At 61.1% G+C, this 17,565-nt stretch carries 2 protein-coding genes; both read right to left on the reverse strand.

Annotated features, from left to right (window positions below; genetic code table 11):
- Positions 1–72 precede the first annotated feature (72 nt).
- Positions 73–15,522, reverse strand: coding sequence for an autotransporter outer membrane beta-barrel domain-containing protein (locus tag BUQ90_RS02745; RefSeq protein ID WP_143182699.1), 15,450 nt, complete (start codon positions 15,520–15,522; stop codon positions 73–75).
- A gap of 162 nt (positions 15,523–15,684) precedes the next feature.
- Entirely contained in the window at positions 15,685–16,956 is a 1,272-nt protein-coding gene (locus BUQ90_RS17760) for a TIGR03032 family protein (protein WP_074203607.1), read from the reverse strand.
- Positions 16,957–17,565: the final 609 nt, after the last annotated feature.

Below are 17,565 nucleotides of genomic sequence, written 5' to 3' on the forward strand. Positions count from 1 at the left end.
TATTGGCAAATGTCTCCCGGGAATTCGGGTCCGGCAGCATGCCGACCCGGCCATCCGTCAGAAATCACGTCGTCAGAACCGCTTGGTCAGCTTGAACATTCCCCCATAGGCTTGCAGATCACCAAATTCGGCAAAGGCATCGGCGGAGAGGGACCAGCCCCGGCCGAAATCATGCTCTACACCGCTTTCAACGACATATTGATGGCGGACATCTTCTCCCGTCGTGACAAAGCTTGTCGCCGCACTGTTGTTAGCGAAGGAAGAGCCGAACCCAATCTGCGTGTCGCCAACAAAATGATAGCCGGTCAGGCTCGCATGGAGACGCGTTTTCCCGGTCCACTGATGGTTCATCGACAGACCATATCCGAACGTCGTGCGATCAAAATCACCCTTTCCTGTCACAAGAGCGGTGGCGCCCTCGCCAATGGTCATGCTGCCCTGGTAGACGTTGTCCCAGGCCACCATGAGATGCGGCTTGACCAGCCAGTCCTTGTCACCAAATCCGTCAAGAGTGACGCGCAGCCCTGCACCGATATAGTGAATATCGCCTTCTCCCGACTGGGCGGCGGCGTAGCCGACAGCGGGTATTGCAACATTCATGTTCACCGTGTTGGTACCGGCGGCAAAGGAAAGCATGCCGTCGACATGCGCGTTGAGGCCCTTGCCCGATGTGTTCATCGGCGCACTGGCAATCGCACCAGCCCGGAAAACCTCGATCTGCGAACGGTCCGGGGCAGCCAGCTGCTCTTTTGTGTCAATATCGGAATAGCCCAAAGCAAACCCGAATGTGACATCGCCCAATTCTATTCCGGAGACACCCGCGGCCAGCTCAAAGCTGTCGGCTGCATAATCCGGATTGGACAATGTCCCGTCCTGAACATGCCGGACGTATTGGACATTGCCCCAGATATGTTTGCCGCCCGACTTCGGCACCGGGGCATAGAGACGGCCATCCAGAGCGGCCGTTTCCACCGGCTGCGTCGGAGCGGTCACCGAACCCGCCGCCAGACGGTCGAGGAAAAGATTCTGCGAACTGCGAAACACTTCAAGTCCGGCAACAGAAACCTCTGGCCGCAGTTCGCGCAGCGCATTTTCCAGCACGGGCACGCTGTCGATCAGACCAATGCCCAGTACCAGAGATTCCAGGTCCGCGTTCAACGTCCCGTCGGACAAACCAGACGAAATGTCGGTCGCCACGGAAATGTCATCGCCATCAACCAGTCCGGTTGTTCCGATTTCGTTGATCGTGGACACGAGCAATACATCAAAATTGTCGGAGTCGTAGACGATTTCCTGGGACACCAGGGCACCGCCGAGGCCGGTGACATTGGCAAACACGCCATCCAGTGCCGTACCCCCGTCAATCAGTCGCAGTTCGCCCGATCCAAAGGCGGTTTGTGTCAGTGCCAGCGTTCCATCCAGAACAACATTTCCGGATACGACCAACTGATCAAAGTTCGCGGTGTTGACCACGTTCAATGCAAGAATGGCATCTGCACCCTGGGTGAAGTCGCCGGTGATATTGAACGCCCCGGCCCCGGTTGCGTTGATTCCCACGGTGCCACTGTTGACGAGATTACCGGTCAGACTGGCACCCTGAGCGACCTGGACCACAGCGCCGCTGCTGATCGTCACACGGGTCGAATCCAGCGCGCCCAGCCAGATATTTTCACCGGCGTTGAAGCTGGTTTCCATCAGGCCGGTGTGACTACCGGCCAAACGGTAGCCGCCATTGTTGAAATTATAGATTTCAAAACCGGCAACATTGTCTGCACCCGTTCCGCCGCTGCTGATCAGCGTGCCAGTCGCATTGAAGTTCAGGATGTCATTCCCTTCTCCGCCCAGCAACGAAACAAAGGCATTTCCATCCAGATCGAGACGATCGTCTCCGCTTCCCAGAGCGATTTCCCCGCTCACGGTTCCGGTGGCGGCAATGCTCACGCTGTCATCACCTTCAAATGTGCCAATGTCGCCATTGACCGTGCCGGCAACAACCAGCACATCATTCGACATGCTGCTTCCGGTACGGGTCATGGTTGCTACGCCAAAATCATCGCCAGAAATCGTCTGCCCGACAGCCAAAGTCAGCCGCGTCCCGTTTTCGGCATAGGTGTGGATCCCGTTTTCGCCTCCGGTGACATCGCCGCCAATTTCGAGAGTCAGGTCGCCCGTTCCGGCATCGACAAAGATGCCATTTTCCCCGCCCGCTACGGCTGCTGCCGTGTTCAGTGTGACTGCGCTGCCGGTTCCGCCCCCTGTGACTGCAATGCCATTGCCAGCCGTGCCGGTGACCGTTCCGGTGGCACTGATCCGGGTTATTCCGGAGCCATTATTGGTGGCAGAAATCCCGCCATTCGCGCCCGATACCGAACCGGTTGTATCAATGGTCAGGCTGGTTCCGGAATGGAGGACAGTAAGCCCATCTCCCGCCGTGCCGGAAACATTTGCGCTCTCTATCACCGTGGCCCCGGTGCCCTGATTATCTGCAATGATCCCATGGGTCGCGCCGGTCACCGTTCCGTCTGTGGTGTCAATGAACAATCCGTCGCTGTTGCTGGCAGCAGTAGCGGAAATACCGGTCTGCGTGGCGCCGGTTACATTCGCGCTATCGAGCCGGAGAGCTCCGGATCCCGCATGATAGACTTCCATGCCATTGGTGTAGCCGGAGACCGCGCCGGACAGACTGTTGATCGTCAGGCCAGAGCTTGCCGCCGAACCATGGGCATGGACACCCGTTCCGGCAGTGCCGGTAACGGCAGCGGTTGTGATTGCCGTCGTTCCGGTGCCATTATTGGCTGCTCTGATGCCGTCATTTGCCCCCGCGACTGCGCCGAATGCATTGATGGCCAATGTCGTGCCATTATTGGTGGCTTCGATGCCATTGCCGGCCGTGCCGGTGACAGCAGCCGTGAAAATCGCCGTATAGCCGGTGCCGACATTCTCCGCCGCAACGCCATTGGCGCCAGTGACCGGGAAGTCCCGCACATCGATAATGATATTGCCGCCACCATTGGTACCGCCGGTCACCCCATAGGTCGTGCCATTGATCAGCCCGATCGCTCCGGAGGTGCCGATATTGATGCTCCCGCCATTGTCGGCATAGGCCGCGATCCCGGCGCCATTACTTGCGGTGATACCACCGACCAGGCCCACATCCTGGATCGAAATCGACCCGCTGCCGGCATCTGCAAATATCCCGTTGCCATAGCCGTTGATCGTGCCGATCTCGGTCACCGTTATGCTGCCGCCGGACGAAACCAGATGGAGGGCATCCCCGGTCTGGCCAGTCACGCTGCCGATAGCGTTGACCGTGATCGCTCCGCCTGTTGTGGCGAGATCGAGGCCATCGTTCGCGCCGGTGATGCTGCCGATATTCCGGATGGTGATATCCCCGGTGCCGCTCCGCGCATGGATGCCATCGGCATCAACCGCGTTGCGGCCTTCGATCGCGCCGGTGATATTGCTGACCGTGATCGCCGCACCGGACGCGCCGCCGTCGGTCGTATCCAGATCAAGCCCGGAGCCCGCCTGGCCGATGACGCTGGCCATATTGCTGACAGAAATGTCCGCTCCGGCCGTGCGGCTGTAAATGCCGTCCGTTGCGCCGACAATATCGGCAGATGGACCCTGAATGGAGATATTCGCTGTCGCCTGCGTGCTGACCGCGCGGATCGCTTCTGCGCCTTGTCCGGTTACATCACCGACGGTGATCTGCACCGGGCCGGTGCCGCTGCTTGACACTTCAATGCCCTGATCGGCGCCCGTCACCGTACCGGCACTGCTGTCCACAGTCAGTGTCGAGCCATTTCCGAGCGCGAATATGCCGTCTCCGGCATATCCGGTGACATCCGCCGCAGTGATCGCGGTTGCGCCAGCACCGAAATTGAGTGCCGTTATGCCGCGACCATCGACGTCGCCCCCGGTGACGGTGCCCGCGCTCGTGTCGATTGTCAGGCCGGTCGCGGTGCTGGCCACATAGGCATAGATGCCATCGAAATCACCGCCGCTGACATCCGCGGTGGTGATGGTCGTATTACCCGTGCCCGCAACACGCGTGCTGATTCCCTGGCTATCCCCACTTACGCTTCCGGTGCTGGTGTCGATCGCGATCGATCCTGATCCATCGGTGACCGCACGAATCCCTTCGGTTGCCCCGCTGACATTGCCGACCGCCAGATCCGTACCGATGGCAATGGACCCGCCGGCACCGCCCGATGCATCCGCAAAAATACCGGCACCTGCTGTGCCGGTGACACCATCGGTCCGGCCCACGCCCTGCACCGAGATCGCGCCACCGTCGCTGTCCGCGAGGAGGCCGGTTCCGCCCGTGCCCGCAATGGTGTCGATGTTGGTGATGCTAATCGCTCCGCCTGCGGATGCGGCATCAATACCGTCTCCCGCCTGGCCGGTAACGCTGGTGAGATTGGTGACAGAAATGTCCGCGCCGGCCGTGCGGCTGTACATGCCATCGGACGCCCCGATCACGTCGCCCGAAGAACCCGTTATGGCGATATCCGCATATCGGCCCGTCGACATTGCCACGATACCCGGTCCATCCGTCCCGCGGACAAGCGCGGTCGAGGTCAGAGTGATGTCGGTTGTTCCCTCAGCCGCCGTGACGACGATCCCAACATTCCCGGTCACATCATCAGATCTGACTTCGACTTTTCCGGTTCCCTGGGAATTCACAGAGATACCGGTACCGGCAGCGGTCACGCTTCCTGCACGGGAATCGACGATAGTGTCACTGCTATTGTCACCATTGCCAGTCAACTCGACGGCAATGCCGTCGGCATAGGTCCCCGTGACATCGCCGGTGGTGATGGTGACCGCTTCGTCGATTCTTTGCGTGACAATGATACCGAACCTGCCGCTTACCGCTCCGGCGGTGCTGTCCACGACGACCGGCGAAGCGCCACCATTGCTGGTAATCGCGATGCCGGCAAATCCATTTGTGGTCACATCCGCGGTCGTGACCGAAATTTCACCGGTGCCGTTGCCGGTGACGACAATGCCTGAGCCACCGGAGCCCACCGTGTTTGTCTGGCCGCCAAGGACAGTCCCGGCCGAGGTGTCGACAGTGATGGCGCCCGAACTGACGCCGCCACTGACACTGATCCCGTCGAATCCGGCGATAATATTTTCGGTCGTAATGCGGATTGCGCCGGTGCCCAGATGCCGGGCATCAATGCCATCCAGAGACGATGCAGCAATATCGGCGGCGGTGATGTCCAGCACCCCCGTACCCCGGTTTATCGCATAGATACCGGTCGTGTCCGAACCTGTTGTCCCACCGCTTGTATCAATGATGATGGCGCCGCCGCCGACCGCGTTCTGGGCGTCGATGCCGAAGCCGAAACCCGCAATATCACCCAGCGCCGTTTCATCGCCGATATGGATATCGCCCGTGCCCGAGCGGACATAGATGCCCTGCATGTTGGCGCTGCCGATCCCGCCGACAAGGCCGGAACCCTGTATCGAGATGGTGCCGCCGTCGCTCAATGCCCTGATACCGGCGGAATCGATGGCACGCTGGCCATAGATGGTACCGATATTGGAGATCGTGATGTCGCCGCCATTCGAGGTCAGATCGAGTCCGCTGCCGCCATTGCCAATGACGCTGTCGAGATCCTGCACCGTGATATCGGCACCCCGTGTCAGGGTCCGAATGCCGTCGGTTCCGCCGGTCACATTGCCGGACGAACCCTGTATGATGATGTCGCCATAGGAACCGCTCGATGCGGCATCGATCCCGGCGCCAGTGCCGCCGGTGACATCAGCCGTGGAACGCAGCGTGATCAGCATCCGGCCATTTTGCGCTCGCGTCAGAACGGCGGTGCTGTTCGTCGCCGTCACATCGTCGATCGTGAGATCTATCGTCCCCGCATCACCGGTTCCGGCATAGATTCCGGTGGCCGCCGTGCCTGCGGTCGAGACCGGGCCGGTGCTGGTGATGTCGATATTGCCATCAACCGAGACCACCAGGATGGCATCGGATCCATTGCCCTGTGTGGTGACAGCGCCGGAACTGGTGATCGTGGCGTTGCCGCTATAGGCATAGACTTCAATTCCATCCGAATCCGCGCCAGCGGTGGAGATGGTACCGGTCGTAGCCACCTTGACATAATTTCCATAGCTGGTCGCATAGATGGCGTTGGAATTGGCGCCCAGTGTCGCAATATTCACCGCCTCGACCGTCACCGCGCCATAGCCGTCGGCATTGATCCCGGTGGAGCTGATGCCTTCGGTCGTGATATTGCCATTGGCGGTAATCTCGATCGGACCGTCTCTTGTGGTGACGAGCAGGGCGGATGCAAAATTGCCTTCGGTTGCGACATTGTTGACTTCAACGACGGCATTCGCTGCCCCAGCCGCGATCACGCCCTGGGCAAAGTCGGCATCAGTCGCAACCGTACCGGTCGCCGTCACCGCCACTTCTCCTTCGGGCGCAAAGGCGAATATTCCGCCAGCAAAACCGAAAACTCCGGTATTGGTCGGAACTCCGGTCGCTTCCACATTGTTGACGTCGACAGTGACATTGCCGTTATAGCTGTCGGCCAGCACACCTGTCGCGCCTTCGCCGGACACCGCAATCGTGCCGCTTGATTCGACACTGACATCGCCGGCATAGCTTGTGGCCAAAATGCCCGAAGATCCGCTGGTGGTCGTGGTTACGTCCGCGACGCTGATTTCAATTTCGCCCGCATAGGTGCCGGCATTGACTCCATTGCTGTCCAGGCCCGTCGTCGAGATGGCGCCGGTTGCTGTAATGCGGATGGCGCCCGTATTGTTCTCCGCCTGGACACCGGCGGCATAGTCGCCTGTCGTCGAGATCGCCGCGACGTTGACGATGATATCGCCGGTCAGGTTTTCGGCTTCGACCCCGTCCGACTCTTCGCCTTCGGTCGATATCAGGCCGGTTGCGGTTACCGTCACTGTCCCGGAATCGCTGCTGGCATCGACGCCTTCGGAATCAAAACCTTTGGTGGTGATGCCTGCCACCGACACGCTGACGGCGCCGGACGTGCTCTGCGCATCGACGCCCTCTGAAGCGGCTCCACTGGTGGAAATCGCGCCGGAAGATTCGACCCGGATATCGCCATTTACGTTGGCTGCGGAAATACCGATGGCATTGTTGCCGGTTGTTGTCACTGCGGACACCGCAACGGTGACATCGCCCTCGCCATCCGCCTGCGCGGCCACGCCAGCGCCGCCGGCAGCGGAAATGCGGCCATTGGCCGTGGTGCCGCCAATATTGACGTCACCGCCCGCACCGCCGGTCGCATCAGCGAGGATGCCGGAGCCGTTGCCGCCCGAAATACCGCCGATCAGGCCGGTTCCCTGGATCGATATCGCGCCGCCGCCGGAAGTGACATCAATTCCGCTGGCGTTAAACCCGTTGACGGTCCCGACACCGCTGATGGTGATCGCATCGCCTGTGGAGGTCGCATCTATGGCGTTGCCCATGTTTCCGGTGATGCTTTCCAGTCCGGCAATCATGATTTCGCCGCCATCCGAATCCATGTGGACGCCCTGGTCCTGGCCGCTGATGGTGCTGCCGGACAGTCCTTGCAAAACCAGATCCCCGCCCACAGAGGAAGCGGCAACGCCAGCCGCGCTGCCGCCGTCGATCGCGGCGCCGGCGCTTATGGTGATTTCGGTGGTCCCGATTGTCGTATAGGTTTGAATGCCGTTATTGCCGGCATAGACACTTCCGGCTGCCACATAGACATTGCCCATGCCCAGATTGCGTGCCGCAATGCCGTCCAGACCCCCGCTCCGGACAAGACCGCTGCTCGTATCGATCGTGATCGTGCCAGTACCCGCGCTGATTTCCGCGTTGATGCCGTGGTCGCTGCCCGACACATTGCCGATCGCCGTCACACCGCCAATATTGATGTCACCGCCGCTGCTGGTTGCCTGGATTCCCGAGCCGTCGCCGCCGCCCACCAGACCTTCGGTTCCCACGCCAACATTCTGGATGGAGATATTGCCGGCGTCGGCATTGGCCAGGATCCCGAACCCGGTCGCTCCGGTGGTCGTCGCTGCGCCATAGCCGATGATATTGGTGATGTTGGCAATAGTGATGTCGCCGCCGGAAGATGCGGCATCGATCCCGCTGCCGCCATTGCCGGTCACGCTGTCGAGATTTCGGACGACAATATCCGCACCCAAAGTCCGCGTGGTGATGCCGTCGGTATTGCCCGTGACGGATCCTGAGCTGCCCTGAATCGTGATATCCGCATCGGATCCGGTTGAAATTGCCGATATCCCGGCAGCCGCCAAGCTGGTCACATCGGCCGTAGAGGTCAGTGTGATGACCGTGGTTCCGGACGCAGCGCTGGTCATGATCGCCGCGGCGCCGCGCCCATAGACGTCGTCCACGGTGAGAGCGAGGTCTCCCGCACCGGAATCACTCGCATTGATGCCGAAAGATCCGCCCGTCACTGTTCCGGCCGAGCTGTCGATCGTCACGCCGCCGCCGCGGCTGCTTGCGGTCACACCGGCCCCAAAGGTGCTGCTCGTGACATCGGCGGTGGTGATCGACACGCCGCGCTGAGATAGGGATTGGACCCATATGCCGGCTGTGCTGCCGGTCACGGATCCCTCCGAACTGTCGATCATGATACTGCCGATCCGTGTGGTGGCGCGAATGCCCCAGACGGCTCCGGTCACATCGCCGATCGCAGTGGTGCCGCCGATATCAATATTACCATCGCTGGCGGTTCCGCTGGTTCCGGCCGCATAGGCCAGTATTCCGGCCCCGCCGACGCCGGTGATGCCACCGACGAGGCCGCTGCCCTGCACCGAAATGCTGCCGCTATCGCTATAGGCGACAATGCCGTGGCGCGCGGCACCCCGAATGGTATCGATATCGGAGACGCTGATGGCACCGCCGGAAGAACTCAGATCGAGCCCGTCGCCCGCCTGGCCGGTCACGCTGTCGAGATTGTTGACCACAATGTCGGCCCCCGCCGTCGTGATCTTGATTCCGTCGGTTGCGCCGACAATTTCGCCAGAAGAGCCCTGCACGGTAATATTGGCGTCCGACTGGGCGCTGCTCGCCAAAATCCCCTCCGCGCCCTTGCCGGTGACATCATCAACCGTAATCGTGACATCGCCGGAGCCGAGGTGACTGGCCTCAATCCCGACTGTATTCCCGGTGACGGTCCCGGCGGCGCTGTCAATCTGCAGCGTCGTTGTTGCGGAACCGGTAGTGGCACGCACGCCGGCGTAGAGGTCACCGGTTGCGTTCGCGACAGTGATCGATGTGGCACCGCTGCCCAGATTGCGTGCCCAAATAGCGAATTCCCCACCGGTGACCGCGCCGGCGCTGCTGTCGATGGTGAGATTGGTGCCCTCGGCAAAAGCGTAAATGCCATAGGCAGCATCGCCTTTCACGGCGGCGGATGTGATGGATACCGCTCCGGCCCCCAGATTCTGAGCCAGGATGCCCGTATCACCGCCAGCAACGGTGCCCGAAGAGCTGTCAATGATGATGTCGCCGCTGACTGCGGTATCGGCTGCATAGGCTGTGATACCATATTTTTCACCGGTGACATTGCCGACCGCGGTCACGGAGCCGATCAGAATGGATCCTCCGTCATTGGCACGAGCGCTGATCCCGTCATCAAAAACGCCCGTGCCGGTCACCCCGCCGACCAGTCCGACAGCCTGGATCGAAATGTCGCCGCCGGAGCTTTCGGCCTGGATGCCGTTGCCGCCAGTTCCAACGATCGTGCCGATATTGCTGATCGTGATCGCCCCGCTGCCGGATGAGGTGTCGATACCATCGCCGGCCTGGCCGGTGACGCTGTCGAGACTGGTGATCTGGATATTGCCGCCCATAGTGAGCGAATTAATGCCATCCAGCGCGCCGGTGATTGTGCCGGACGAGCCTTGCACCGTGATGGCTCCGGTGGTTGCGCGGCTGTCGATGCCGTGGCCGGTTGTGCCCTGCACATCGGTATCGGACCCGATGGTGATTTCTGTCGCGCCGGTCGTGGCATCGCTGTCAATACCGATCGCGCCGGAAACACTGTCGCCAGACAGGTTGATGTCGATCGTGCCGGATGTTGTGACCTCGGCCACAACCGCGTCCGCGCCGGACCCTGTGGCCACAATGTCACCGGTCGAGGTGATGGAAATGTCACCTGTACTGGTCTGCAAGTTGATTCCATCGGAATCGGCCTTTGAGCTATCCGTACCGGTACGGATGTTGCCGCTCACCTCGACCGCAATATCGCCGGTGCTTGTCTGCGCCAGGATCGCATCGCCGCGGCCGTAATTGTCCCCCCGGGTGGTGATGTCGCCATAGGCGGTAACCGCAATGTCGCCGCCATTGTCATTCCGGACATCGATCCCGGCAGAGATGACACTGCCGCTGGTGATATCGTCATTGACGGTGACCGTGGTCGTGGTGCCCGCGTCGTTGCTGATTTCGATCGCGCTGTAAAACCGGCTCTGGACCCCGCCCGTTTCCAGTGTCACAGAACCGCCATTGCTGTTGTCGATCTCAATTCCGGTGAGGCCAGCATAGGTTGTTCCCGAAACGGCTACGGAAACGGCGCCAGCGCCTTCATTGTTGACCGATACCCCGGATATTTCGCCCGAGACATCGCCGTCGGCGACGATGGCTACGCTACCCGACCCGTTCGTCCGTGCGTAGATACCGTCATATATCCCGGCAACGTCACCGATGGCGTCCTCGGTGCCGATAGCAATATCACCCCCGGTGCCGCCGCGGGCGTCAGCAGAAATGCCGTGGCCGCCGGTGCCCTCAATTCCGCCAGTAAAACCGCTGCCCTGGATGGAAATATCGCCGCCATCGCTGTCAGCCAGAACGCCGTGACCACCGGTGCCCAGGATCGTGCCGATATTGCTGATGGTGATCGCCCCGCCGGCCGAGGCCAGATCCAGCCCGTCGCCGGCATTGCCGGTCACGCTGTCGAGATTTCTGATCGCGATTTCGTCACCGGCAGTTCGCACATAGATGCCGTCGGCCGCCCCCTCGATAACGCCGGAGGACCCCTGGACCGTGATGCTGGACGTGCCCTGCGTCGTGACGGCGTGAATGGCTGCATCGGCATATCCGGTCACGTCATTGACGGTGATGATCACATCGCCGCTGCCATTATGGGCCGCATGGATGCCTCTGGTCGATCCGCGCACCTCGCCCGCGCTGGAATCAATGGTCAAAGATGTGCTGGTGGCAGCATTTTGGACAGTGATGCCATAGCCGGACAATCCGGTGACATCCCCGGTAACAACCGAAAGCGCTCCCGATCCTTCGTTCGATACGGAGACCCCAGCATCGCCACCTTTCACATAGCCGGCCACCGTGTTGATCGAGATCCCGGTGACGTTCTCCTCGCCATAGGCATCCAGTCCGTGCCCATTGGAACTCGTCACATTCGCAGTCGTGACGGAAATGTTTCCGGTGCCGCTGTGATTGACATCGACACCGACATCTTCACCCGTAACCGAACCGGCTCTCGCGTTGACCGTGATGTCTCCGATGCCGCTATTTGATGCATATATGCCGTAGGTGCTGCCCTTGATATTGCCCACGGCCGCGACACCGCCAATATCGATCGAAGCCGCACCCAGTGTATTGGTGTCGGCATATATTCCCGCGCCGTCTCCCCCCTCAACCAGATTGCCGGTCCCGACACCCACATTCTGGATGGAGATATTTCCACCGCTGCTGTCTATGGCGATTCCGTTTCCGGGGGTTGTGGTGATGCTGTCACCGCCGACATTTGTGATATTGGTGATGGTCACATCACCGCCCGCCGATTCAATGTCGATACCGTCGCCAGCCTGACCGGTCACGCTGTAAAAATTGTCGACCACAATATCGGCCCCGACCGTCGTGATCTTGATTCCGTCTGTCGCCCCCTCGACATCGCCGGAGGAGCCCTTCACGGTGATGTCGGCTGTCGACTGGGCGCCGCTCGCCAATATCCCCTGCGCGCCCTCGCCAGTGACATCATCGACCGTGATCGTGACATCGCCGGAGCCGAGGTGACTGGCCTCAATCCCAATCGTGCTCCCGGTCACGGTCCCGGCGCTGCTGTCAATCTCCAGCGTGGTCGCCGTGGAAGCGGTATAGGCCGAAATGCCGACATATTCGTAGCTGGTTGTGTCCGCGGCAGTGATCGATGTGGCGCCGCTGCCCAGATTGCGCGCATAAATACCGAATTGCCCACCGGTGACCGCGCCGGCGCTGCTGTCGATGCTGAGGTTGGTGCCCGCGGCATAGGCGTAGATGCCATAAACGTCATCGCCGTTCACGGCGGCGGATGTGATGGATACCGCCCCGGCACCCGCATTCTGGACATGGATGCCAATGTCTTCGCCAGTGACTGTGCCCGAAGAGCTGTCGATGGTGATATCGCCGCCGCCCAGCGCTACCCGGGCATCGATGCCATAGGCATCGCCCGTGACATTGCCGATTGCCGTCGTTCCGCCAATATCGATGGAACCGGTCCCGGCATAGGCGCTGATCCCGTCATCAGTATCGCCCGTCCCGGTCACCCCGCCAACCAGCCCGACACCCTGGATCGAGATATCGCCGTCGTCACTGTCGGCGAGAATGCCGTTGCCGCCGGTGCCCAGGATCGTGCCGATATCGCTGATCGTGATCGCCCCGCCGCCGGATGAAGCATCGATACCATCGCCCGCCTCGCCGGTCACGCTGTCGAGATTGTCGACCACAATGTCGGCACCGCTGGTCGAGATGTTGATTCCGTCGGTTGCGCCGGTAATCTCGCCCGACGAGCCCTGCACGGTGATGTCGGCGGTCGACTGGGTGCTGCTGGCCGATATCCCCTCGGCGCCATAACCGGTCACGTCATTGACGGTGATGACGGTCGCTCCGCTGCCGAAATTGTCCGCATTGATGCCGGTCCGCGTGCCCTTGACGATGCCGGCACTGGTATCGATGATCAGCCGCCCGTCGCTGGAGGCGTTGGCCGCGCGTATGGCGTCGGCGTTCGCGCCGGTGCTGGTGACATTGGCGGTGGTGACCGACAGGTCGCCCGTGCCGCTATTCGTCGCGGCAATCCCGGCCCTGCCGCCGGTGACCGTGCCCGCACTGGTGTCGATGGAAAGCGACGCCCCACTATGGCCCACAAATACACCATATCCCGTGGTACCGGTCACGCCGGCCGTGGTGATGCTGGTTGCGCCAGTGCCGTTGTTGAGCACCTGAACACCGTCCGTCCCGCCGGCGACGGAGCCGGCGCTGCTGTCGATGGTCAGTGCGCCGCCATCGGCTTCGACATAGGCTTCGATACCGTGCCGGCCGCCCGTAATATCACCGATCGCGGTGGTCCCACCGATATCGATGGAGCCGGTCCCGGAAGAGACGTAAATCCCGTCATAAGCCGTCCCCGTCCCGGTCACGCCGCCGTTCAGACCAACGCCCTGGATCGAGACATTGCCATTGTCGCTGATGGCGCGGATGCCGTGGCCATCCGTACCGGTGATCTTGTCGATATTGCTGATCAGGATATTGCCGCCATCGGAATCCGCGTCGATCCCGTCGCCGGCCTCACCGGTGATCGAGTCAAGATTCTGCACGGTAAGCACGCCGCCGCCGGTTCGCATGTACACGCCGTCCGTCGCGCCGGTGATTTCGCCGGATGACCCCTGGACCGTGATCGCGCCGCCGGTCGACTGCGCGTCGATACCAGCACCGCCATCCCCTTCGACTTCTGCCGTCGAAGTCAGCGTGATTTCCGTCGCGCCGGTCTGCGCAATCGCCCTGATACCGGCCTGACCGCCGGCGACATCGTCGACCTTTATCGTGACGTGCCCTTCATCGTCATCGAGCTGCTCCACGAACAGGCCGTCGACAGAACCGGTCAGCGTGCCGGCGGAGCTATCGATATAGATGGAGCCATTGCCGTCGTCGCTCTGGTGAATCCGAATGGCGTGACCGCTCGCACCAGTAACATCGGCGGTCGTGATGATGACCGAGCCATTTTGAGTCTTGTCGACATAAATCCCGTCCGTGGCGCCCTGCACGGTACCGGTCGTCGTCACTGTCACGTCCGATTCGGAACTGTCAGATTGCACCAGGATGGCTTCTTTGCCGCCGGCAAGCACGGTGACGTCATGCGCGGTAATCGAAACGTCGCCATTACCATATTGCCTGGCATCGATTCCGCGGTAGCCGCCGGTCACGGCACCCGCGCTTGTATTGATCGTTATATCGCCAGCGCTAATGTCATTGATCGCAATGATTCCGTTACGGCTGGCCGTGACATTGCCGATCGCGCCGATCACCGCACCGGTCGCGCTGTCGGTTTCGCCGCCGATACTGATCTCACCGGCGTAGGCATATACGTTGATCCCGTCGCCGTCCCGGCCCTCAACCAGATTGCCGTCCCCGACGCCGACGCGCTGAATGGAAATGTCGCCGTAGCGGGCGTCCGCGAGGATACCGTGCCCCTGTGGGCCGGCGGTGACTGTATCACCATAGCCGGTGATGTTCGCCACATCGGTGATGGTGATTTTGCCGTAGTTGCCGTAGGCGTCGCCGACGTCCGCATTGATCCCGTGGCCGGCCAGGCCGGTGACGCTCGCGAATCCGTCGACTGTGATATCGGCTCCGTCGGTGGTCAGGATCATCCCGCTGGTCGCGCCGGTAATCTCGCCCGACACGCTCTGAACGGTGATGTCGGCCGCGGCATCGTCGGTCAAGACCCGAATAGCTTCGGCCGCTTCACCAATCACGTCATCGACCGTCAGTGTCAGTGGATCGTCGCCGGAGTCGATAATTTCAATACCGCGCGTGCCGCCGGTCACCGTGCCGGCGCTCGTGTTGATTACGCTCGAACCGCCCACAGCGTTTCCGAAAACATCGGCGGCGACATAGATGCCCCGCCCGTTATCGCCGGTCACGGCACCTCCGGTGGTGATCGTCACCCCGCCGCCGCTATTATAGACATTGATGCCGTCAGCAGAGCCGGTCAGCGTGCTGGTGCCGTCAATCTGGGTGATCGCAACCGGGGCATCTTCACCGGCAGAGCCATCAGACGTGACGGTGAGTGCATTGCCCGACGTCGCGCTGGTATCAACCGCAAAGCCGTCCTCGATCCGGATGTCGAGAGTCCTGCCATCCATCTCCTGCGTCGTGGTCGCCGGCGCGCCGAGATCCTGGCAGGTGAAATTGCCGGTTGAAATTTCGATACAGGCATCCTGAGCCTGCACCGGGGCGGTGCTGGCGAGCGCGAGCAGGGCTGCAGGGGCAGCGCTCCAGCGCAACAGACCCCGGATGCGGCGGAACGGGGAAAACGGCGCAGAAGGCGAGGACTCGCCGACCGGCTCGACCAGACCCAGCTGCGGCGCATAGCTCGCGACCACACCGTGATATTTGGTGATCCGGCCGCCGCGCAGCATCGCGTGCAGCAGCGGCTTCAAATGCCGGCGTGCATGGTCCTCAATGCGTGAAGCCGCGTTGCGGTTTCCGTCATTGCCCCGGCTTTTCTGCCCGTCCGTGTCCTTGCTCAAATCCTGTCCCCAAAACCCCACCAGAGGTGGAGCGGAAGGATGATCCCAGCCTGTCAGATCTGTTCGGGTAGTGGTTGCCTCCATTCACGCGTGAACAGACCCTAGCGAGATTCCTTTTCCATCAGTGTCTCCTCAACAACTTGGCGATTCAAAATTTCGTCCTCACTCCGGTTTCCCGGCAAAGGTGACCAGCGTGGCTGCATCCGGCGAATTGGGCGAGACCGTCATCGGACAGCCGAAGCCCTCGATCAGCTCGACATCGTAGAGCTCGCCAATCGCGCCATCGATCCGGAACCAGTCGACGCAGCTGCCCTTGGCGAGGTCAATCACCTGCACGCCGCACCAGGGCTCGCTGTCGGCATTGCGCAGCCGCTGGTCGAGCGCCAGTCCTTCAAACCGCTTGTAGCGCGGCCGCGACAGGCCGACGAACGCATAGCCATTCTTGAACGTCAGCCCGCGCAGGAAGCCGGGACAGAAGGCCACCGGCTTGAACGTGCCCATGACCGGCGTGTTCACATTCGATGGCTCTGCGGGTTTCTCTCCGGACTTGGTGGATGCTCTGGATGGCGATTTGGGGGAGGATTTCGCTGCCGATTTGGCGCCAGCCTTTGACCCGGCTTTCGCGGCCGACTTTGGTGCGTCGTCAGGAAATTCGACATAGCCGAGTTCCCCCGTGCCCGAATTCAGCACCCACAGCTTGCCGTCATGCCAGCGCGGCGAATGCGGCATGGACAGCCCCTCGCAGACAATGGCGCCGCTTTCGACATCGATCACCACACCGCCATCGGCGCGGCGGTCGCGCCAGCCGTCAATCGTATCGGATTTCGATACTGCAGTGACAAAGGCCGGCTTGCCGTCGCGCATCGCAAGGCCATTGAGATGACAGCGATCCTCGTCGACCAGTTCGGAAATGAAGGACGGCCGCCAGACCTCCTCGAACGAATGGCGCTCCGACACGGTGGCGAGGCAGTTATATCGCGTGTTGACGAACAGGATCCGGCCGTCGGCGTCGACACCGACATCATGCGCGTCGAGCTGCCCGGTGACATTCTGTGTCCGCGGCATGAAACAGGCATCATAGAGCTGGTTGATCCGCTGGTCCGCCTCGAGAATGTTTTCCAGACGGATCAGCTGCGCGCCTGCGGACAGCACCAGTCTTCCAGGGCCATCCGCACATAATCCCATCGGCTTCGGCATGCCCGACTGGTGCAGCTGCGCCCCGCCTCTGGGACCCGCGCCCAGCATATAGAGAAAGCCCGACTGGTAGGAGGTGAAGGATAGCGACACTTTCAGTTTCGCCAGCCGGGCGAGCAGTCCGCCCGACAGCGAATATTCGACTTTCGGCTGAGCCGGGCCCGCCTGGCTGGCGGCGACCTGTTGCGGATGTTGCGCCGGTGCTTGCGCGGGCAGATGAACGGGCATGGTGGCAGACATCAGGATAGCCGACGCCCCCCGGGAAAGGCCCCTCGGGCATCCCGCCCCTGTCCCTGCATATCCGGAAATTTCCTCATCAGGCGCGCTGGTGTTCTCAATAGATCGCGAGGCATGTTTACTCCCATAATCCGACCGGCGAGACCTTCCGTCCAGCGCGCAGCCAACCCCCTTGCCAAGCTCTCCCGACACAAGAAACAGGAGCACTGTTTGCAGGACATTTTATATGGCCATCCGGACTCCGTAGCAATTGCGCCAGATTTGACAGTAGCGGCCATATTGGCGGCCAAACGTCCGATTTTCACGCCGTAATGAATTGCCAGATCAGAACGGGGCTCGGAATGCTATCCGTGCCAAGAAAGTCCCAGAGGAACATTTCAGTCGGCAACACAAACGGGAGCGAGGTGCAGCATGGCAAGCTACAGCTTTGTAACGAATTCCCTGGTAGCATAGTCAAAACAATATAGTGGCACATCAACATGAACGGTCAAATTTGTAGTGTGCGAAATGAACACGCATTCAACCTCTTTCCCGAAAACGGCAAATCCGATTAATTGTGAGCTATCCAGTGCCTCAAAAAATTCCGGCGAATCATTCCTCAGCATCTCCTTC

The sequence above is a fragment of the Parasphingorhabdus marina DSM 22363 genome (assembly GCF_900128895.1).
Taxonomy (GTDB): domain Bacteria; phylum Pseudomonadota; class Alphaproteobacteria; order Sphingomonadales; family Sphingomonadaceae; genus Parasphingorhabdus; species Parasphingorhabdus marina.